Annotated in this window: 21 protein-coding genes; 14 read left to right on the forward strand and 7 right to left on the reverse strand. The window is 27.0% G+C overall.

Features of this window, described 5'->3' with window-relative positions:
- Positions 1–27: 27 nt before the first annotated feature.
- A complete protein-coding gene (locus P344_RS02530; protein ID WP_025317329.1) occupies positions 28–975 on the reverse strand; it encodes a hypothetical protein in 948 nt (315 codons plus the stop codon).
- Positions 930–1,214 (reverse strand): hypothetical protein, encoded by a 285-nt coding sequence (locus tag P344_RS02535; RefSeq protein WP_025317330.1) that lies wholly within the window; start codon positions 1,212–1,214, stop codon positions 930–932. Before P344_RS02535 ends, P344_RS02530 begins: the two co-directional genes overlap by 46 nt.
- Before the next feature lie 797 nt (positions 1,215–2,011).
- Between P344_RS02535 and P344_RS02540 the strand changes: the two genes are divergently transcribed.
- From P344_RS02540 to P344_RS02560, 5 genes are all read left to right on the forward strand, one after another.
- Positions 2,012–2,941: a hypothetical protein gene (locus P344_RS02540; RefSeq protein WP_025317331.1), complete on the forward strand. Its 930-nt coding sequence runs from the start codon at positions 2,012–2,014 to the stop codon at positions 2,939–2,941.
- Between the two features lie 759 nt (positions 2,942–3,700).
- Positions 3,701–3,808 carry a protein NO VEIN domain-containing protein gene (locus tag P344_RS08075; RefSeq protein WP_081717415.1) on the forward strand — a complete coding sequence of 36 codons (108 nt, stop codon included), beginning with the start codon at positions 3,701–3,703 and terminating at the stop codon, positions 3,806–3,808.
- Positions 3,809–3,839: 31 nt separating this feature from the next.
- Positions 3,840–4,919: an alpha/beta hydrolase gene (locus P344_RS02545; protein WP_025317332.1), complete on the forward strand. Its 1,080-nt coding sequence runs from the start codon at positions 3,840–3,842 to the stop codon at positions 4,917–4,919.
- Complete coding sequence (locus P344_RS02550) at positions 4,897–6,315, forward strand: amino acid permease (protein ID WP_025317333.1); 1,419 nt, start codon at positions 4,897–4,899, stop codon at positions 6,313–6,315. Before P344_RS02545 ends, P344_RS02550 begins: the two co-directional genes overlap by 23 nt.
- A 1,482-nt stretch (positions 6,316–7,797) precedes the next feature.
- A complete protein-coding gene (locus tag P344_RS02560; RefSeq protein WP_025317335.1) occupies positions 7,798–8,442 on the forward strand; it encodes a hypothetical protein in 645 nt (214 codons plus the stop codon).
- Between the two features lie 125 nt (positions 8,443–8,567).
- On the opposite strand, the gene P344_RS02565 is transcribed toward P344_RS02560, so the two are convergent.
- Together P344_RS02565 and P344_RS06955 are read right to left on the reverse strand one after the other, a co-directional pair.
- Positions 8,568–9,071, reverse strand: a complete 504-nt coding sequence (locus P344_RS02565) for a hypothetical protein (RefSeq protein WP_025317336.1) — start codon at positions 9,069–9,071, stop codon at positions 8,568–8,570.
- Complete coding sequence (locus P344_RS06955) at positions 9,031–9,234, reverse strand: hypothetical protein (protein WP_025317337.1); 204 nt, start codon at positions 9,232–9,234, stop codon at positions 9,031–9,033. The genes P344_RS02565 and P344_RS06955 overlap by 41 nt, the downstream gene beginning before the upstream one ends.
- Positions 9,235–9,392: 158 nt before the next feature.
- Between P344_RS06955 and P344_RS06700 the strand changes: the two genes are divergently transcribed.
- The gene (locus P344_RS06700) at positions 9,393–9,566 is read left to right on the forward strand and encodes a hypothetical protein (protein ID WP_156028532.1); all 174 of its coding nucleotides are present in this window, start codon (positions 9,393–9,395) and stop codon (positions 9,564–9,566) included.
- A gap of 1,054 nt (positions 9,567–10,620) precedes the next feature.
- On the opposite strand, the gene P344_RS06035 is transcribed toward P344_RS06700, so the two are convergent.
- Together P344_RS06035 and P344_RS02580 are read right to left on the reverse strand one after the other, a co-directional pair.
- The gene (locus tag P344_RS06035; RefSeq protein WP_025317338.1) at positions 10,621–10,827 is read right to left on the reverse strand and encodes an ATP-binding cassette domain-containing protein; all 207 of its coding nucleotides are present in this window, start codon (positions 10,825–10,827) and stop codon (positions 10,621–10,623) included.
- Positions 10,828–10,920: 93 nt separating this feature from the next.
- On the reverse strand, positions 10,921–11,256 hold the full coding sequence (locus P344_RS02580; RefSeq protein WP_025317339.1) for a hypothetical protein: 336 nt from the start codon (positions 11,254–11,256) through the stop codon (positions 10,921–10,923).
- An 841-nt stretch (positions 11,257–12,097) separates the two neighbouring features.
- On the opposite strand from P344_RS02580, the gene P344_RS06040 reads away from it, so the two are divergent.
- The 5 genes from P344_RS06040 to P344_RS02600 all read left to right on the forward strand — a co-directional run bounded on the left by P344_RS06040 (position 12,098) and on the right by P344_RS02600 (position 16,589).
- On the forward strand, positions 12,098–12,829 hold the full coding sequence (locus P344_RS06040) for a hypothetical protein (RefSeq protein ID WP_025317340.1): 732 nt from the start codon (positions 12,098–12,100) through the stop codon (positions 12,827–12,829).
- Positions 12,801–13,412, forward strand: a complete 612-nt coding sequence (locus P344_RS06045) for a hypothetical protein (RefSeq protein ID WP_025317341.1) — start codon at positions 12,801–12,803, stop codon at positions 13,410–13,412. The genes P344_RS06040 and P344_RS06045 overlap by 29 nt, the downstream gene beginning before the upstream one ends.
- A 286-nt stretch (positions 13,413–13,698) precedes the next feature.
- On the forward strand, positions 13,699–14,331 hold the full coding sequence (locus tag P344_RS02590) for an IS1/IS1595 family N-terminal zinc-binding domain-containing protein (protein ID WP_025317342.1): 633 nt from the start codon (positions 13,699–13,701) through the stop codon (positions 14,329–14,331).
- Positions 14,332–14,681: 350 nt separating this feature from the next.
- Positions 14,682–15,680 (forward strand): hypothetical protein, encoded by a 999-nt coding sequence (locus P344_RS02595; protein WP_025317343.1) that lies wholly within the window; start codon positions 14,682–14,684, stop codon positions 15,678–15,680.
- A gap of 171 nt (positions 15,681–15,851) precedes the next feature.
- On the forward strand, positions 15,852–16,589 hold the full coding sequence (locus tag P344_RS02600) for a hypothetical protein (protein ID WP_025317344.1): 738 nt from the start codon (positions 15,852–15,854) through the stop codon (positions 16,587–16,589).
- A gap of 551 nt (positions 16,590–17,140) precedes the next feature.
- Here the strand turns inward: P344_RS02600 and P344_RS02605 are convergent.
- Entirely contained in the window at positions 17,141–17,809 is a 669-nt protein-coding gene (locus P344_RS02605) for a hypothetical protein (RefSeq protein WP_025317345.1), read from the reverse strand.
- 525 nt (positions 17,810–18,334) lie between these two features.
- Between P344_RS02605 and hisS the strand changes: the two genes are divergently transcribed.
- The 3 genes from hisS to P344_RS02620 are packed head-to-tail and all read left to right on the forward strand — an operon-like array spanning position 18,335 to position 21,588.
- Positions 18,335–19,591 (forward strand): histidine--tRNA ligase, encoded by a 1,257-nt coding sequence (hisS, locus tag P344_RS02610; protein ID WP_025317346.1) that lies wholly within the window; start codon positions 18,335–18,337, stop codon positions 19,589–19,591.
- A gap of 1 nt (position 19,592) precedes the next feature.
- Positions 19,593–21,338 carry an aspartate--tRNA ligase gene (gene aspS / locus P344_RS02615; protein ID WP_025317347.1) on the forward strand — a complete coding sequence of 582 codons (1,746 nt, stop codon included), beginning with the start codon at positions 19,593–19,595 and terminating at the stop codon, positions 21,336–21,338.
- On the forward strand, positions 21,328–21,588 hold the full coding sequence (locus tag P344_RS02620; RefSeq protein ID WP_025317348.1) for a DUF896 domain-containing protein: 261 nt from the start codon (positions 21,328–21,330) through the stop codon (positions 21,586–21,588). The genes aspS and P344_RS02620 overlap by 11 nt, the downstream gene beginning before the upstream one ends.
- The last annotated feature ends 166 nt before the right edge of the window (positions 21,589–21,754 follow it).

The raw sequence follows: 21,754 nt of genomic DNA on the forward strand, positions 1-21,754 counted from the left end.
AAAGTCATTTTAATAAATGACTTTTTATTATTCATTAACTTTTATTATACCATCTTTATCAATCATTAAATTAGGTGCTGGGTTATCTACTAAATTTCAACGATAAACTGTTTTAAAATAAGCTCCTTTGTCTATTCTTCAAGGTCAGTTTGTTACACTAGAAGGTTCATAATCATTTAAATCAACTTCATAATTTAAACTATAACGATGTAATTTAAGTTTATATCCTTCATCTTCTTTCAAAATTTTAAAAGAATTTATCTCTTCATCATTTTTAAATTTTGTAATATTTCAATTTTTACTTTTTCAAACAACAAAATAATACTTATTATCAACTTGATTAAATGGTTCATCATTTGCATAAACTTCTTCTCAATAATTTAACAGTGGTGGTGGTCCAATTCCACCACCAGAAAAATTAAAATATGATGAATTTAATTCAACCACACAATTTTCAAATTCTCAATATTCTTTTTTTATTCTCGGAGTAGAAACCAATTCAAAATAATATGGTGCAAATAACTTAACATCATCATTATAACCTTTATTAATAGCGTATTTGCTATATGTATAATTTGAAAGCATATAGATAATTTGTTTAAATCTTTTTATATATGTTTTATATAATTCACTTGGATTGTCTAATTTTCAATTTTCAAATAAACCATCAATAAATTTAGGAGTAGATAATGGGTTTGTTATTTTTAATCCCTTATGAAGTTGATAATCTTCAATTATTACAATAACTTTATTTAAATAAGAATAGGTTTGATTTTTAAATTTGTTCAATACTAAGTAAATATTATTTATTGCTTCTTCTTCAGAGTTAGAATGAAAAGTAATATTATTAATTATTTTCTTTTGCAAAACATTATAAATAATAATCCCAGTTTGTCCAATTCCGGCAGGATCAATTGCAATAATATATTTTAAATTATTTGTTTGATTTTTTTCTCAATTTGTAATATCTTTCAACCCTTGGTAGCCAAATCTAAAATATCATTAATTTTATAATGTTGCATATATGAATTAATAACATCTCATTTATTTTCAAATAAGTTTAAATACATTTTTGCTCATTCTAAACATTGTAAATCATAATGATTTTTGTGATGCGAAATACGACAATCAATTGGTTGACAATTAACTCAATCAAACGAAGTTGTTATTTCATTTCAAGTTTTATTAATATATTTACTTTTATATTCTTGCATAATATTTTATTCCTTTCTTTTATTTTTTAAATAAACAGAAAATTTCTTTGTTGGTTAATATTTTGATATTTATTAAGAATATTTATATTTTGATTTAATTAGTTAATTCGCTATCCATCTCACTTCGGTGGTGGTTGGTGGCGATCATAAAACTTTATATTTAAACAGAGTTTATCCCCCAACGGAAGTAAAACAATTTTACCCAGTTATTAATTACGCTTCATCCATCCCTACACAACTTTATTATTAAAGAAAATAACCTTTTGGAGCTCCAACCCTCTTGTTTTTTAGTGTCCGATATTGTTTTTTTCGGTTTAACAGCACTCTTTTTATGAAAACAAGCAAAAAAAAAAAAAAAAAAAAGCGCTCTGACATTTCACAAGTTATTAATCTTGCCGAGAATTAAAGAAATAAATAGGAGTAATAAATACATTCGCTTTCACACTTTCTTTAAAGCTTCGTGCCATAGATGAGTTATCCATCTTTAAGCATCAAAATATTAAGTTTAAGAGTTGCATTATTCATCGGATAATAGCTTTATTGAAAGGATTTATAAAAATATCGTTTATTTTGTGTGTAGGGAAAACAGAATTTAATCTGTTTTTATGATAAAAGTTCTAAATTTAAAGATACTATCCGATGAATAATGCAAATAAATTTGTGTTTTTTAATATAAAAATAAAAACACTTTATTTTTTCATAAAGTGTTGCATTTGGTTTACAATTTACACAATAATTATTAAAATAATTCTTTATTATAATAAAAATAATTACATAAATTACAAGGAGCTTTTATTATGCACAAAATTTTAAAGATTTTAACTAGTTTTGTTTTTAGCACAATGGTTGGTACTAACCTTTTTGCTTGCCATCCTCGTTCTGTTCGTGCCAATTTTGAATTATTAACAACCGTTCCAACTCAGCAGGGTTACCGGTTACAAATTGATAGCCGTAATAATTGGTATGTTGCAAGTAATAGTAAGTTAATTATTGGTTATCAACATCAAATTTTAAAAATAATTGAATTATCAGATTTAATCTTAAGTTTATTTGTTGATTTAAATAGTAATAACTGGTATCTTGGTACTGTTAATGGTTTTGTTTATACTGGTAATTTCAACAATCCAACTGTTACGAAGTTGCTTACGGGGAAGGGAGTTGAAATCTATAGTGTTTATTGTTATGAAGGAATATGATATGCTGGGGCTAGTAATGGCGATGTTTATACCGGTCAGGTTGGGGTTGAACCTGCTCACTTAATTAATAATTTTGCAGATACTAGTATTCTAAGTATTAATCACCACAATGAAAATATTATTTTTGGTTTTAATAATGGTGATCTTGAAACTTATGATCCGCTTCTTCAACAATGACAAAAATTTTACCATGTTAATGGGGAAGTTTATAATATTATCAACCAAAATAATACCTTAGCAATTTTAGATAATACTGATCACGGGGCAAGTAAATTTTACTTTTATCAAAATAATACCTGAACCTTAATAAATAGCTTAAATAAAGGAGTAATTTTTAATATTGCATTAGATAATAATAACTTTATTTATTGTGGGGATGATAAGGGGAACATTTACCAAATTGATAATCGTGAAATTAAGGTGTTAAAAATTATTGAGAAAAATAGTATTATTGATGTTAAAACTTTTGGTAATTGGCTTTATATCTTAACTGATGATGGGAAAATATATGATTTAAAGCTAAATTCTTAATTTTTTCTTTTTAAAAATTATTTAAAAAGAATTTTTTATATTTTTTTTGCATAATTTTATTAATTTTTTTAAAATATATTATATTATTAATTAGAGAAAGAAGTTGTAAGATTATACAGTGTATTCAGTTTTAAATGTTACTAGTTTATTAAAAGCAAAAAAATAGTTTTAAAAGTGGAAGTTAATGAAGAATTAATTGAAATTTTAGAGTACATTCTTTTTTAACAATACTATATATGTAATTTCTACTTTACATGAGTTTTGAAATAGCTAAAAAAATATGGTGATAGATATATATCCATTTTAAAAAATAAAATTTATTCTAAAAAAGAAATTATCTCTCTTCAAATTGACTATAACTTGTTGTTAAAATCTAATATTTTTAAAAAGGTCAAAATTTAATTCAAAATAATCTGATATTAAGTTATAGGCACCAAAAAAATCAAAAATAATATAAGTTATAACTTAATTAGTATAAAAAAATTGACGGCTTTAAAAAGTTGATTAAAAAAATTATTTAAAATTTAGTAATTTAAATAAAGATTGTATGATGAATGAGAATCAACCATTTTTTTAAATTAAGGTAAAAAATCTGAAATTAGAGATACTTTTTAATAAAGGAATTTTAAAATCAAAATATGAGGAGAAAAAATAGAGAATAATAAGAAAACAGGCAAATTAGCTGAAGAAATAGCTTTAGAATATCAAAAAAAACATGTTAATTAAAGAAAAAGACATGATCTTTCCAAAAAAGTAAAGATAGTTTCAAAAGATGGCTTAGGATATGACATTTTAAGCTTTGATAAAAATGGAAAAGAAAAATATATTGAAGTAAAAGGCACAACTACTTCATTACCGCTAAATTAAATTTAGGAGTTAAATTAGTAAAGGAGAACAAATGCTAATTGTCAATAAAAATCCCTCTTCGAAAGTTTTAAAACAGGGATATCAAAAATTTTTTTACCACTGATGACATTTAATAATTTTAATATTTTTATTTCCACTTGTTTATTACTGATCAAAAAAATATTGTCGGTTATTTTTTAATTTTACGCAAGATTACCAAAGATCAGGAAAACTTCAAATCAATGATAAACTTGTCGAATTTAATAGTTTTGAACATTACCATGCTGATTTGGCAGACAAAAAATTAACTAATTTTAGTTTTTCACCCCAAGAAGAACAACAAATTCAAGAATTGACTATTCTTAATCATAATGGTGATGAACTTAGTATGTTAATTTTAGAAAACCCGGCTTCTAACAAATGAGTAATTGGTTTACACGGATGAACCGAAAATAAGTATTTAGCTCTGCGGCAAGTTTATTATTTTTATCAACAAGGTTATAATATCTTGACTTTTGATAGTGTGGCCCATGGCTTAAGTTATGGTCAATATAGTGCTATTGGTTATTTGAATGCGCAAAATGTTGAAGATGTGACCCAATGACTAATGAAGAATTATCTGGTTAGTGAATTTGGGGTCATTGGTAATAGTATGGGCGCTAGTTGTGCTAGTTCGTATGCTCTTAATTATGGTTATCAAAATCCAAAGTTAAAATGAATAATTAGTGATTGTGGATTTATCAACTTGTTAGTCCAATTTCGCTATGTAATGACTTATCGCTACCAAAAACCATGGTGATTAATTAGTTGAGACTTACGTAGAATCTTTAAGCAACAATTAGGAGTTGATATTAAAAAATATAACTTATTAAAAGAACATCAGCGAATTAAAAACATTCCCTTTTTATTATTCCATGGTGAACAAGATGTTTTTGTGCCGTTTTTTATGAGTCAAAAATTTATTAACCAGAAATTAAAATATGAATTCCAACAAATTAGTGAATTAGTGGCTCTTCCAATCCTAGACCATGTGGAAGCAATTTCAAAAGGACATGATCTTTACCTAGCAAAAATTAAAAAATTTTTAGAAAGTGAGCAAGAGTTAAAAAATGAAATTACAAAAAAAATATAATTTCTGACAAATTTTAATGTTAGCAATTTCCGCCACCTTAGGAACTTCCATTTTAGTTTCGTTTGGCCAAGTTGGGTTTCAAGCCCAGTTTAATCCAATTCTGATGATTATTGCCTGAATTTTAGGGGGATTATTAGTAATCCCCGAAATGCTATTATTTTCCGAAGCAGCAACTTCTTATCCAGAAAATGGAACTTCTTATTATTGAATTAAAAGAGCCAAGTGAAATGCATGTTCGTTCTGATTTGGTTGAATTATGGTGTTATTTGTCAGTGCAACTGCCGTGGCAACTGCTTGTTTAGCATTTGGTAACATTATTGTAAGTATTAGTGGTTTACAAAATGAATGGTATGCCAAATTATTTGGGATTATTATTTTATTATTACTATTATTAATGCAACTTTTTATTAAAAAAAGTACGGGTTGATCACAAATTGTGTTTACTATTTTAAAATTATTACCAATTGGGTTGCTTCTTATTATTGCCATGATTTATGGTAATACCAATAGTTTTCAAAAAGATACGATTAACCAAAATCTTGGCCAAATTTATTTATCTTCCTTTTTATTGTTACCAGCGACCGCGATGACAATGTTTGCCTATTCGGGGATGGAAGCGATTACTTATATTAGTGGGGAAGTTATGGAACCGCGAAAAAATATTCCCCGCGCTTTAATTTGGTCCACAATTGCGATTATTATTTTATATGTAATCTTAGCGCTTGGATTATTAACTGTTAATAATCCTCTTAATTGGTTAGCTCCCGATAGCAATATTACCAATGTATGATATTATGCAATTATTAATAATCCGAAGATTCCAAATTTTCTTGGTTATTTGTTTTCCGGCTTAGCAACCTTAATTTTTATTGGGTCATTAAATTCCTTTTTAGTTTATCATTCACGATTAATTTTTAAGATGAGTGAAGAAGGGGATCTGTTTAAATTTTTTCAAAAAACAACAGCTAAAACTAACATGCCATATTTAGCAATGTTATTGCTAACTGTTTTAACCATTATTTATATTTTATGATCTTCGTTATTTCAAGTTACTAACTATTTTATTTTAGCAGTAAGTGTTTTAAAAACATTAACAATAGGAGTTATCATTTATTTACGTTATTGTGATCCCACTTGTCAGCGAATTTATTCCAATCCGGTCTTTATTATCTTAACTATTCTTTCCTTAAATGCCTGCTTAATAACATTTACAGGAGCTGTTATTGCTATGTATTATTATGGAAAAACTACCAAAAATATGTGAGAACTATGAAACTGTTTGATTACGATGGTAATTATGTTTGCGGGTTATCCACTTTATTATTTAAAAAAATATGGACAGCATCTAATTAAAATATGGCAAGCAAAGAAAAAGAACACTAAAATTAAAGATTAATAATGTAATAACTAACGTGAGGTTGATGAACCCAGGCTGGGGATGACCAACTGTACTTTCTAACTTAATTTTCTTATTGGAGTTTTCTTGCTTTTTGTTATTTATATTTCGCTTATTATTTTGATTATATGGTTGCTCTTGATTAATCGCTAGCTCTTGTTACAGTATTTTAGTTAAGTTTACCTCAAGGTTACTATTAACAAGTACATCTTTTAAAATTTTTATTTCTAAATATTTATAAACACAAGTAAGATTTACTTGATTATAAAGAGATAACTGTGGGTGACAACATAAAATATCTTTTAAATCATTTAAAGTTTGGTATGCAATGGGCACTTGTGCTTTTAAGAGGCCAGTTAATTGCTCATCTCCGAGAACACTTTGCAAACTTTGCGGATTTTTTTGTTATTAATTGGTTATTTTGAAGAATTTCAAATAATTCATTAGTAAAAATTTTATTTTGAAAATTAGAATGAAGGTTTAAAAAACTACAGAGTTCGTTAATAGATAAAACAATATTATTAGTATTAGTATTTTTAAATCAATTTCAAATTGTTAATTTATCAGGATTTTGTTCCAATAATATTTGATTTGTCAGAGAGAGCGGATAATAATTTAAGATTTTAAAATTAAGATAGTTATTAAAAATATTTCTTTATTTATTAAAAGATCTTAAATGTTTTAGATTAATAGTTTTCATAAAATAATCAATATTATTTAGTAAATATTAACTATCCATTTGAAAGAAAGCTATTTTATTAGTTTCAAATGCATCTTTGCATGCCTTTTCTAAATTTTTGCTAGAATTGAAATAATTTAATTATGTTTGTGTTTGATAAAGACTTCAAAAAATAATGCTAATAAATTTAGACACTACAAAGTCTGGAAGATTTTCTTTATTCAAATTATTAAAATAGTTTTTAAATTGAAGTTGAATATTTGTTAATAAATCATTTTTTTTGAATGAACATGGAGCAGTAGCAATTGTTTTCATCATATCGAAAAGATCTTGGTCAGAATTATAAAATGCTTTTAGAATAATGACAAGATTTTTAAAATTGTTAAAAACTTCTTCTTAAATATTAAATAATTTATTTATTTTAAACGAATTTTGAACGATCATAGTTTAGAGGAAAATCTATTTTTAGATATCCCTTATTTTCAAAATTTATTAATGCACAAAGAATATGAAATATTAACAATCCCGGAAGTTCCGGAGGTCATTAATTTATTGACAATTGCTAAAGATTTAAACTAATCTTTTTGATGTTAATAAATGTAATTATTTAAACATCTTTCCTATTTGAGAATGTTAATTTCATTTGTAGATAACTATTCTTAAACTTGGTATAATACTATTGTCTAGTATATGATAAATATGTTAGGCAAAAATTAGAATATATAAGAGTATTTAAAATACCATCAAATAATTAATTATTCAATGGTATTTTTTGCTTTTTTGCCTAGAAAGGAGGAAGCAGAATGGGAAATGATCCAAATAATAATCCAGCAGTTGCTGACATTATTGATGATGAAGATTATGGTGAATCATTTAACTGACTTTTTGGGGATTTGGATGAAAATGAACCAGTTAGTTTTGAAGAACCGCACCTAGAAAGTGATATTATACCTAGTGAATCAACAATTAATCTCCCCACATTATATACGTTAGAAAAAAATCAGGTCGGTAAAGTTATTTCCATAAAATTTAATAGTAAAACCTTGGCCGAATTTTTACAAAAATGTAATTCATCTATTTTAGAACCACAAGATCAAGAAACAAAGAATTTAAAAACCGAATATGTCAAAGAATTAGACGACCATTTTAAAGATAATAACCAAAATATAGTCTTATCTTTGTATATTAAACTGCAACCTGAACAGCAATTAAAAAAACTTGGGGAAATTTATTTAAAAGAAAAACCTCAACATGAAACAATTGGTGAATTTATTTTACGTAAAACAGCTGAATTATTTAAGTCATATAAAAATGAGATGGATAAAATTATGGCTAAAAAAGTAGAAAATGCAAATCGTTTAGAACAGATTAAAAAACAACAAAATCAAATTGCATCCTTACAACAACATGCTGATAATTTAGAAAATTCAGCAGGTCGTGGTTACTAATATCAGTTAATTAATAAAAATAAATTATATAATCTATTTTGTTATTTTCTTCATTAGGAAATAATTTAAGTAACTAAAAGAACTAGGTCACCCTAGTTCTTTTTATCATTAATAATTTACTATTTTTAATTTAAGATAGAATTAATTTTAAGATTATATATTATTAATTTATTTAATATTTCGTTTTTAAAAACTAAATAACTTCCTCAAGTAAAGCTAATTTCGATAAAAATTCAAACAACATTGGAAAGAGTAAAGTTAATTAACGGTTTTGTTTTATTTCACACAATTTGATAAACACAGTTGTTATTTTTTTGATAAGTAAATTTATATAATAAACTCGAAAAACCTTGAATTTGATTTAAATTATCAGTAAGACCAGTAAATTCATGGTATCATAATGATCATTGCTTGAACAGATTTAAGTAACTGTTTAAGGTTAAAACTAGGTTATACTGATTCATTGCCGTATTTAGTTGTTCATCACTTAGAATATTTTGATTTAATAGACTTTGTAAGAACATTACTTGTTGGTAATTATTTAACAAAGTAATAATACTTGCTAATAAACTAGCACTATTATTATTTTTAGTTAGTATTTTTAATTTTATAAGTAAATGAATTTCCATAAGCAAAACTTAGCTTTACAAAATCTAGTTGGGCAGGGGAATCTTGTAATGCCTTATATAGAGGAGTTAAATCAGTTTGACATATTAATAATAAATTATCAAAATCAATTTCATTGTTGGGTTTGTAAACTATTGTTCCACAAACAGCTAATAATTTTGGCAATTCAGTTTAATAGTAGCTATCAAAATTTCTTTGTTGTTCACCTTGTTGGATAATATCCATCATATATGTGTTATTTTTATAATATTTTTCATACATCTCATAATTAAACTGCAAGTTCATATTTTGGTTCGCAACCAACTGGGTGGCAACTGTAGTACTTGATTATAAAATCATATCCATCATTGATAGCGGAAGGAAATGCCCTTGATTTTGCTGATCAAAAGAAACTTACAAAAGTGAAGATGGCAATTAGAATAAAGGCAATAATTATTATAGTTAAAAACATTGCTAACCATTTTAAAACAGCAAATTTACTAGTTGGTAAATTATAAAGTTAATAATTAATAAAACCAAAACTTAGCGGTAAAATTGTCATTGTGATAATAAAATAAAAAGTTATTAAATATAATGCTAACATTTTTTTTCGCTAAAAATTCGTCATCGCGAATATGACTTAGAAACCAGGATTAACATGGTACCATCATCAATTTCATCACGAAATGTCTGAACGGTTTTAAATGCACTAAATAATAAGATTAACCCCGTGCTTACTATAAATCAAATGCCATAGAAGTTACTAAACTAAAGACCAGGGTATTAACTTCGTTTGTTAATTTTGCCATCAACATCATACTACAACTAATTGCAATACTGGCGGTGGCTCCTAAACTATAATAGACAATTGTTAAAATTGACTTAATTAATTTGTTATATGTATAAAAGAAAAAAGAAATTCGACATTTTTTCTCCGTTAATTTTTGTTTATTAGGTTGATAATATTTAATTTCTATAGATACCTCCGACTACTGAATGCTGTTGGTGATTAGTAGTATTCTTTAACACATTTTTAGTATAAATTTTATTAAGATCATTTCCATTTGTTGGTTCTGAAAAAACAATTTTACTAAAGTTTAAATTTGTTACTTCATCAACTAAGTGTTGAATTTCAGAAAGGATGTGGGTACAAATGACGACTGTTTTTCCAACTGCTGCAGTTTTTTTAAATCTTCATAAACTTCTAACCGTGCGTTTGTGTCTAAATTAGCAGTTGGTTTATCAAGAATTAAAATTTGGGAGTCATTTAATTAATGCTTGTGTTAATAAAACTTTTTTCTGCATTTCGGATGAAAACTGCAGTGGTGATTTTTTTTGAAATTTTTATAAATCTAACGCTGTTAATATTTTTGCAATTAATTTTTTTAGTCACAATTTTACTATTGCCATTTAAATATGACATTGAAGTTAAATAAGTACCCAGCGACCCTCCTTGGGAAACCGAGCTGATTCAGGGATATATCCAATTAATTTTTTCGCTTGTGGGTTAGTATTTAAAAAAACCATTAATAATAATTTTTCCCCAGGTTACTTGTATTATTTAAATACATATTACATACGAGAATTATTAGAAGCATTATAAATCATCGAAATAATTGCTCCAATAATACTTTTAATTGTTGTGGTTTTCTCACTCCCATTGGGTCCGATAAAACCATAAATAGTACCACTTTTTACGGTAAATGAAATACCATCAACCGCGATAAATTTTTTAAATTTTTTGGTCAGATGACTGACTTCGATAATATTTTGTCTCATGCAATGAGCACCTCCTCGTGTTAATTTTATTAAACTGGCAATAAAAAAGTTGTTATTCCTTGTTATTCTTAAGGAATGACAACTTATAATAAGTTATTTCTTTTTTAGCTTTAAAATTTTTTGTTTAACTAAATTATATTCATTGAGGTTTATTAAATTTTGATCATATAATTCTTTATAATATATTATTTTTTTTATTTTCTGTTCGTGGGGTTGATCTTTGACTGTTTTTAATTTTAACTTAGTTTTCACTCCCCAATGGTTTTCAATCCCTAAGAAGGTAATTAAAATAATTAGTAACACCCCATTAAAAAACCCTAAGAAAATACTAATTCCTAAATTAGTATATAATAATGGTTTATTATTTAAGTAATTAATGATGATAAACCTAGAATAATAAATAATATTATAATGGTGGAAAAAAATCATCAGAAAATGTTTCGAACTTTTTGACTAAAATGTAGGCCAGTAATAAGAGAAAGATAATCCGTATCCGTAATATTAAGTTCTGATAATTCTAAAATTTTAATTGTTAATTTCTTTAATTCTTCATTATCATTCGTCATGCTAACATAGGGGTTAATAAATTTTTCTTTTAAAATATTTTGTAAATTACTAATACTAATTTTTTTTATCCGTATTTAACTTACGGAGAATATAATAATTAGAAGGGACTTATTTTTTAATTTCACTTTCTTTTTTAATAATTAGAGTTGTAAAGGAATATTTGGCATAGATTAATAAATCGCCAGCTTGGGTTAGCAACTCTGGAACTATCTTTCGACAAAAGTCACGCTGATAATTTTACCAAATTTGATATGAAGTTGTAGGTAGGGGTGTTGCCATCACAATTTGGAAATTTTACAGCAAAATGTTCAAAGCGGTTAATCACTACTCCTGGGTTAATTTTCATTAAATTTTTTAATAACATTTCATGTTCTCCCATTAAGTTTGGTCTTAAATAATAACATTATTAAAATTTAATCTATTATTTCTAACTATTATACTATGAAATTAAATGTTTCTTCTTTAAAGATAGTTAATTAGTTTCGGAAAATTTTGGAATATTATTTAATAATTATTGCTTTTTTTATTAAAATGATAAATGTCAATAAATTAAGATGAGAGAGAAATTTTAGGATAAATGTTATTTTGGTCAGGAAACAAAACATTTTTTATAATGTTTTAATTTTTAATATTCTTAAATCATCATTTTTTTGATTATTTTTTATTGGGTTATCATTTTTAAAGAATAAGGAGAATATTAAAAATGAAAAAATTACTTTTTACTTCAACAATTAATGATACTAAAATAACATTTAAAGAAGAGAATGCAACAACTCCGGAGTCCTTTGGACTATATGATATTTTAAATAAAATCAATGTAATTAATTATTTTAATAGTCATAATAAAAAACAATATTTAGATTTAACTAATTCTAAACACCAAGATTTATTTTTACGGTGGTATGCTATTTTAAACGCTTGATTTAAAAAAGAAATTGCCACCAAACAACAAATTAATCAGAATTTTAACAGTCAACAATTTAATGCAGTTATTTCTAAAGCGATTGCTAACGAAGTTAATAATTTACAAAAAGATCCCCTTTATAATTTAATGGTTGGAACAATGTTTGATGAAGCAACAAATTTAATTAGAACCGTTATTCAAATGTTAAATTTTCCTGGTTTTGATATTTATGATTTATTACCAGCAATTGGTGGCTTTACTAGTTGAATTTTTAAACAAGGAGGTGATAATTTTGTTGTTAATGCAGATAATGTTAAACATGTAGAAAAAGTTTATAATGCTGATCCTAATCAATATGCTGGTTATAGCACTAATTTAGGTAGTCTTGATCCGACAAGCAAATATGGTGAACTAGTTTTACAAGAATTTGGTCTAAAATCCCAAAGTGGTAGCATCGATTATGAAAAAGGTTCATTATTTAAGATGATTAACACTTGAGAGCATGGTGGGCGATGGTTCAAACCCTGATAATGAAGCAATGCACCAATTTATTTTAAATACGCTAACTTCCTACAAAGGTTATTTAGGAAAATTATTTAATAATATTGACCAGGCAATGGCGAATGATTGGTTTGATAATATTTTCTTAAATAAAAACTGAAATATCACAGCAGAAGGAACTGAAGTTGATGGAACAATCTTAGGAAGAGTATACAAAGATGGCCAACTAGTCGGCGTTCGTTATCAATTAGATTATTATGGATCAAAAGATAGTTTAACTGATTTAGAACATCATCAACCGTTGGGTTATACTAATTCTGCTGCTCGTCCAGAAGCAGATTGAGATCCAAGTAACCCAAAAGCAAGAGTGGATGTCCCTAATATGGCTCCTAACAATAGTTGAGAAAAATCTGATTGAGAAGCCTATGATAGTGAAGGAACAGATTATTTAAAAAATAGTGGCCAAGTTAAATATATTTATATAGTTGAATTTGATGATGAAGCAAGAATGTTAGGAACATTTGCTGGTCTTAATGATTGAACTACTCATGCTTTTAAAATAATGGATTTTGCTTGATACTATAATAATAATAATAATAAACTTTATTATTAATATAATTTTAAAATCAAAAGATAATTTAATAGTTATCTTTTGATTTTTTCTTTTTATAATTTAACATATTTTTAATTAATTTCGTGAAAAAAAAATAAAAATTAATAACCATTAGTTAAATAACTATTGAGGTGATAGTTATGAAACTAAAGGAAATTAAAAAAGAAATTGATAATTTAAGTAAAAATAATTTGATTATTTTAGCAGAATTAATTCAAAAGAAAGTTAAAAACTATGATTAAGTAACTCTAATTAATATATCAAATAATGAATTTAAGAAAGTTAAATGAAAAAAAGCATTTATTGCCCACAATGTAAAGGAAAATCAATTTACAAAAATGGTAAATATATACAAGAACAAAGATATTTATGTCGTTATTGCCGAAAAACTTTTAATTTTAAAACAAGCACATTTTTATCATGAAGTCATTTGACATTAATACAATGAGCAACTTATATTCAATCCTTTTTATTAAAATTAACTTGTAAAGAAACAATTGAATTAGTAAATCTTTCAATATTAAATTCATGAAAAAACAGAATTAAATTAACAAAATGAATATTTAAAAAACTTAATAAAATTAGTTTGGAAAATATAGTTTGATTAGATGAAACTTATATTAATGAAACATATAAAGGAAATTGAAAAGAAAAAAATAAGCATAGAAGATTAATACAAAAACAAGAATATCAAAAGCATCATGATAAAAAACTTCGAGAAACTTCTAAATATAAGATTTATATTATCACTGGAGTAAATTATGATAAAATTTGTTTTTTAACTCCGTCATATTTTGGAAAATTAAAACAAAATATTACCAATTATGTGTTAAATTCTTATTTAAAAAACATTGAATTATTAATTAGTGATATGGAGTTAACATATGAAACATATAGATCAATTACATTCTCGTTTTAAACATTTTATTAAAAGATTTAGAGGTATAAGTGTTATATACTTAATATTATATTTTTGTTGATTTAAATTTATTTAGAAAAAATAGAAAAGCATCAATATTTAAACAAAAAAATAATTTATTAAACATGATTTAATTAATCATTTTCACGAAATTAATTAAAAATGTGTAATTTAAAAATTAGTTTTTTAAAATTATTTATTAAAATATAGTATAATTATACTTGAAATAAGTAATTACCATAGTGATTACCGACTTACAGTATAGGACATAAACCTTTACGTTTATAAATAATCAATAGCAATATTAATTATTTATGATTTTTTTATTTAATTAAATGGGGTGAAAAAACATGGCAGTTAGTGTTAAAGATAACGTTAAAACAGATTCAACAATTAAAAACCGTGTTAAATTATTAGATAAAAGAGTTAATTCTTTTACTGTTGAAAAATTATTAAGACATAGTAATAGTGGGAAAGTTAAACCAGCCAATAAAATGATTGAACAATATTATTTGCGCCGTGAGCAAGAAGCTTTAGAAGCTCGTAAAAAACGAGAAAAAGCGGCGAAGGGGGGTATTTATAATCTTAGTTTAGCAAAATATGATAATATTTTTGCTGAAACAAAACGAAAATTAGATGATCATCAAAAAGTGACAAGAGTTAACCCACGCTTAAATCCTGGGAAAAAAATTACTTATGATCGTTTTGCCAAGGAAAATTTAGAAAAATTAGCGTTGAAAAAATCACCAAGTAAAAATATTAATAAGCAAGATGTTATTGATATTCATGATTTGAATGCTAAGATGGAACAACTAACGATTACTTATGATTCTCAAAAGGGAATTTATGTAATGCAAGAAGCACAATCAACTAAAAAACCAGAGGAAAGTTTGCCAGTTTCCGAAACTAGTGATAACCAACCAGTCAACAAGGTTGAACAAGAACCACGACCAACAACCACAACTAAGGCACCACGCTATGCTTCCCGTCGCACATACAGTAGTACTGTTATTGTTGATCCGGCGAAACGACCAAGTTTTTTAGCCAAAATTCCGACACCCGATGATCGACCAGTGAAAGCTCAATCAGATGTAACAACCAAACCAGCCACCACTGGCAAAGAAAATAAAACTCCTAAGCCAGCACCAACGCCAGAACGTTTTAGTAAAACAAAATTTTTACAAGAGTTAAATAATAATAACATTGATAATTCATTATTAGCAACTACTAATACCTTCAATTATAAATATTGTAGTTCGCGAAAATCAGTCCGGGATTTCTTTTATAACATCTTTGATAAAATTGGTTTTACCAAACTAGTTAATTATTCAAAAAAATGAAATAAATAAATTTTTGATTAAGTTATTTTTAATTAAATAACTTAATTTTTTTATATTCCTAATTAACAGTCAATAGCAATTGTGAGAGTACCTTAATTTATGATATAATATATTCATATTACAAACCAGTATGTGATGACAAAAGATGGAAATATTGCGGCTAATGGGGGGATTATAGATATGAAAAAAGATATGATTACTTTAACAGTTCAAGAATTTATTGATTTGGTACCAGATGATAATATTTGGAAAGTTCGCAATGATGCGGAATATCAATTTGATTATGAAAGTTGAAAAATAATTATTTATTCATCTGGGAAATTAAAATTTATTTTACGTTATATTCAAGGTATCTTTCGTTGAATGGAAACTGTAGCAGATTTATCAGATTTAAGAATTAGTATTAGTGCGATTGTTGTTGATAAATTTAATTTTTCGATTTTTAAAAATGATTTACACATTTTTAATTGTAGTTTATCAACTAATTTTTATTTAATTTCCGAAGATGAATGAGCTAAAAAAATTACGGAATTCCATTATTCAAACTTTGATATTGTTGATGGTGATTTAACTTATAATGCTTTAGAACTAGGACAATGAAAAGGGGAAGAAGGCTTTGGAAAATTTATTAACATGTTATTAATGTTAATTCGCGAAACTGATAAATTTAAGACTAGTTCCTTACCAATTCAGTGAATTGTTGAATTTAAAGACCGCAAATTATCAATGTCCAGAATTAGAATGCAAATTGAATCATTACAAAATCGGAAAAAACCAGATAATAATTTCTTAACATCTAATAGCGAAGATGAAACTCCCAAAGAAGATCTTGAACAATCCAAACGTCCATCGTTAGGAACCATTAACCAAGAAGAAACAACTTCTTCGTGAAATAAGTATTATAAAACTGATAAATAAGAAAAAAATATTTAACATCTATGAAGATTGTTAAATATTTTTTAATTAATTAAATTATTTAAATATAATGATTGTTGGTTTCATCTTCTAATCCTTCACTATCAGAAAAATAAGTAATCTCAAGTGAAGTTCCTGATAAAGAATTTGTCCGATGTGATGATAAAGAATCATTTGACGCACATAATAATTCTAAAGAACTAGTTTTTGATAAGTTGCTTCTTTGTTTTACTAATTTATCTAATTTCTTTTGGGGTGCTGCCCTTCTATCATTAATTCTGTGCTGGCCAATAGCAGAAATGGCATTACAACTTCTTGCTTTTTCCTCATCAGAAGATTCGGAACATTCAATAATTGGATCAAAATCTAACTAATTTAAATAAGAACATGTTTACGGAGTTAATTGAGAATAATTTCTTTGAATATTAATATCTATTTTATCAGGTTCAAGACTAGTTGTGGGTTCTGAATCAACAGTTATCGCTATTTTAAGCCATCAGTATTATCATCTTAATTATTAATAGCACAATTTTCAATACTTTTAGGTTCTTCACTTACATTATAAAATAAACATTAATCGGGAACTTTATAGTTGGTCAAATAATTTCATTTGCTACTGCTAGATAAGCTCCACTTGCAGCCGGAATAGATGAGAACAGTAATTCCATTAAATTATTTAAATCTTTTTCTGGTTTCATTCAAAATTTATAAGTTACTTTTCCTCAAGCTCATGACCCAAATCCAGATCCTCCTCAATTAGCAAGGCATTTAACTGGGGTAATTAATCATTTTGCTCAGGTATTATTTAATATTTTGCTTTCTTTAATTCGTCATCATTCTAATGAACAACTTATAACATCACAAGCACTGGCTGCTGTAAATCATACTGAATAAGAACCGATTAATATTTCACAAATTGATTGGTCTGGTTCTTCATAACAATGATATGTTTGTCACATATCAAAGAAAATATTTGTTAATCATAATACAGTCATGAACGAATTAATTCATTGTTTACTGGCATCGGAAATTAATTCTTTAAAATTATTGGCATTGATTGCCCCCTGGAGATTTTCATCCCGAATTAAATAATCATTCACAGCGGGGTTAATTAAATTACTTAATAATTCTGTCCCTCTTAATTTAAGACTATTCTCAGGAACTATTCGGTAGTAAAATTTTTTGGCGGTACCAGTGGCAGAAATTAATAGGAGAGTTTTCACATATGCACAAAGCATCTTATAAGTTGGAAAACTAGCGAAGATATTTTTAGAGTGTTTTTTAATTTCTTTTCAATTAATTCAATGTAATGCTTGCGAACTTTAAATTAATGGAGTTTTTTCATCTATTTGTTGACTTGGCATAATAATTAGCCTCCTTTGGTCTATTATAATGGTTACCTGTCTGGTCACTTTTATTTTACTCTGATTGGAAAATAACCGGGGGCTTAGAACTTACTCTTTTTTAAACATTATTATTTAAAGTTATTTTTCTTAATATTTTGCGTTTTTTCGGTATAATTTATTTATAAAAGTAAATAAAGGATAATAACCAATTAATTTTTAGAGAGATAGTGGTTGGTGCAAACTATTAATAATTGTTATTATTTGACAAATTTATTTTCTACAATAAAATATTAACGAGAGCGCATAAACTAAAAGTTATGAATTAGGATGGCACCGCGAATTTAATAATTCGTTCCTAACGCATCTTTTAGTTTTTTAAATGTAAAGGAAAGAAGGAAAAAAATGTTAATTCAAAAACCACGGGGAACTGAAGACTTATATTATGAATCAGCCGAAGAGTTGAGTGCTTTAGAATTAGTTTTACGAAGTATTGTGAGCCAGTATAATTATCATGAAATTAGAACACCTATTTTTGAGGGGAAAGATTTATTTACCCGCACAGTGGGAGAAGAAACGGATATTGTTAGCAAGGAAATGTTTGAGTTATTAGATAAAAAAGAACGTGAATTTGTGTTACGACCAGAGGGAACAGTTCCCACAATTCGTAGTATTATTGAAAACAAATTATATGGTAAATATGAAATGCCCTTAAAATTTTTTTATATTGGTAGTATGTTTCGTTATGAGCGTCCCCAACATGGGCGACTTCGCCAGTTTAATCAATTCGGGGTGGAAGTTGTCGGGGCGAAAACATACTTATTAGATGTTGAAACAATTTTATTGGCTTATAATATTTTAAAAGCAGTTGGGTTAAATAACTTAACTTTAAAATTAAATTGTCTAACAACCGGTGTTAACAAAGAAAAATACATTAATGACTTAAAAGAATTTTTAAGTGGTCAGGATTTATGTGCCGACTGTCAAACGCGAATTAAAAAGAATCCTTTACGCGTGCTAGATTGTAAAATTGATAATGCTAAATTTGATAAGGCACCAAAAATTTACGAGTATTTAACTGAGCAAGAAGCAAAATATTTTAACAATATTCAGAAAGTGTTAACTAAATTAGAAGTTAGTTTTGAATTAGACCATAAATTAGTACGAGGGTTAGATTATTATACAGCGTTAGTATTTGAAATTAATTTTAGTGATGATCATGAAAAAGACTTAACCTTAATTGGCGGGGGGCGTTATGATAATTTAATTCATGAGTTAGATAATAGTTTAGATTATCCAGCCGTTGGTTTTGGGATGGGATTAGAAAGATTATTATTAGCATTGAAAAATAATAATCTTAAAATTAGTGAAGAAGATTATTTAGATGCTTACATTATTTGTTTGTCAGACCATGCCCGCTATTTTGCTAGTTCATTAATGTTAATGTTACGTACGAGTGGTTTTAAAGTAGATACTGATTATTTAGAGCGGGGAGTCAAAGCCCAATTTAAATCAATTGAACGGTTAAATGCACATAATGCTATTATTATTGGTGATGAGGAATTGAAAAAAAATGTTGTTAAAATTAAAAATCAAAAAACTGGTAAAGAACAAGAAGTTAAGTTTGAAAAAATTATTAATGTCTTAGGAAAGGAAAAGTAACATGAAAAGAACACATACTTGTGGAGAACTACGACTAAAAGATGTTAACCAGGAAGTTATTTTAACCGGCTGAGTTGCAAAAAGCCGACGTATGGGTGGCTTAATTTTTGTTGATTTACGTGATCGCAGTGGAATTAGCCAAATTATTTTTGAACCAGCCCAAGCGGATTATGAACTAGCAAATAGCTTACGTAATGAATATGTTATTGCTGTGCGGGGAACAGTTGTCGAACGCAAAAGTAAAAACCCGCAGCTACCCACCGGGGATATTGAAATCAAAGCAAATAAGTTAGAGATTTTTTCAAAAGCCCAAACAACCCCGTTAATTATTGCGGATGAAACAGATGCTTTAGAAGATGTCCGCATGACTTACCGCTATTTAGATTTACGAAGACCAGTTATGCAACAAAAAATCTTCTTACGCAATAAACTAGTCCATACTATTCGCAATTATTTACAAGACCATGGGTTTATTGATGTCGAAACTCCAATTTTAAATAAATCAACTCCCGAAGGGGCTCGTGATTTTTTAGTACCTTCCCGCCAAAATAAACATCATTTCTATGCTTTACCCCAGTCACCCCAATTGTTCAAACAATTATTAATGCTAAGTGGTTTTGATAAATATTTTCAAATTGCAAAATGTTTTCGCGATGAAGATTTACGAAGTGATCGCCAACCAGAATTTACCCAGTTAGATTTAGAAATGAGTTTTATTGAAAAAGAAGATATTATTACTTTAATTGAAGGATTACTAAAAAAAGTAATGCATGAAACCATTCAATGTGACATTACAACCCCCTTTATTTGAATGGAATATGACATGGCTATTGACTTATATGGAAGTGATAAACCTGACACCCGTTATGATTTAAAATTACATTCTATGAATGAAGTTTTCCAAAATAGTACTTTTAAAATTTTTCAAGATGTCTTACAAAACAAGGGAGTTATCAAAGCAATCTTTATTCCGCACCAAGTTAGCAAAAAAGAAATTGAAGAGTTAACTAGAATTGCCCAACAAAATAAAGCTAAAGGATTAGCATGGATTCGTTATAATTTAAATTTGGAATGAGAAGGTTCACTTGCCAAATTTTTAAGTAAGACTGAACAAGATGCTCTTTTAAAAATGGCTAACAATTCCCAAGGAACATTTTTCTTAATTAGTGGTGAATATCTGTCAACTTGTCAAGCTTTAGGTGCGGTACGTGTAACGTTAGCAAAATGATATAACTTAGCGAACCCGCATCACTTTAACTTCTTATGAATTGTTAACTGGCCACTTTATGAATGATCAGATGAAATAAACTCTTATACGGCAGCGCACCATCCATTTACTTCACCAACCAAAGAATTCATTGATAATTTTGATAAAGAACAAGCAACTGCCCGCGCTGAAGCTTATGATATTGTTTTAAATGGTTATGAAATTGGGGGGGGAAGTATTCGGATTCATGATAGTAATATCCAAGCACGAATGTTTAAATCATTACAATTAACACCTGCTGAAATTTCCGGAAAATTTGGTTGGTTTTTAAATGCCTTTAACTATGGGGTGCCTCCCCACGGGGGAATTGCCTTAGGGTTAGACCGCATTGTAATGTTATTAACAAATAGTGAATCAATTCGTGATGTAATTGCCTTTCCTAAAAATGCTTCGGGGGTTGACCCGATGACTAGTTCACCAAGTACGGTAACAGCAGAAAAATTAACTGAATTAGGAATTAAATTAGTTGATGAACATTAATGATTTATTAAAAAAAATTAATGAACTAGCTAAGAAGCAAAAAGAGAGAACTTTAACTGACAATGAAAAACAATTACAGCATCAACTTCGCCAACAATACTTAGAAGAATTTCGAAAAAAATTTTTAAATGAATTAAAAACGATTAAGGTAGTTAATGAAAAAGGAGAGGATGTTACTCCGGAGAAATTAAAAAAATTAAACCATCAAAATCAAAAAATTAAAAGCATTAAAAAAGATGATAAAATTTAATATCTTTTTTAGTTTGCTAATTGTCAATTGTTTTCTCTTTGCTGGGACTGGTCCGTTTTTTATTTAACCAAACCCCACTCATAATCCCAAAAGGCATAAAAATAATAAAGACTGTAAAAATTGATAAAATTAAAACAGCGGCTCCTTCACTCTTTGTTGAGTGGTT

The organism is Spiroplasma mirum ATCC 29335 (genome assembly GCF_000565195.1).
Lineage (GTDB): Bacteria > Bacillota_I > Bacilli_A > Mycoplasmatales > Mycoplasmataceae > Spiroplasma > Spiroplasma mirum.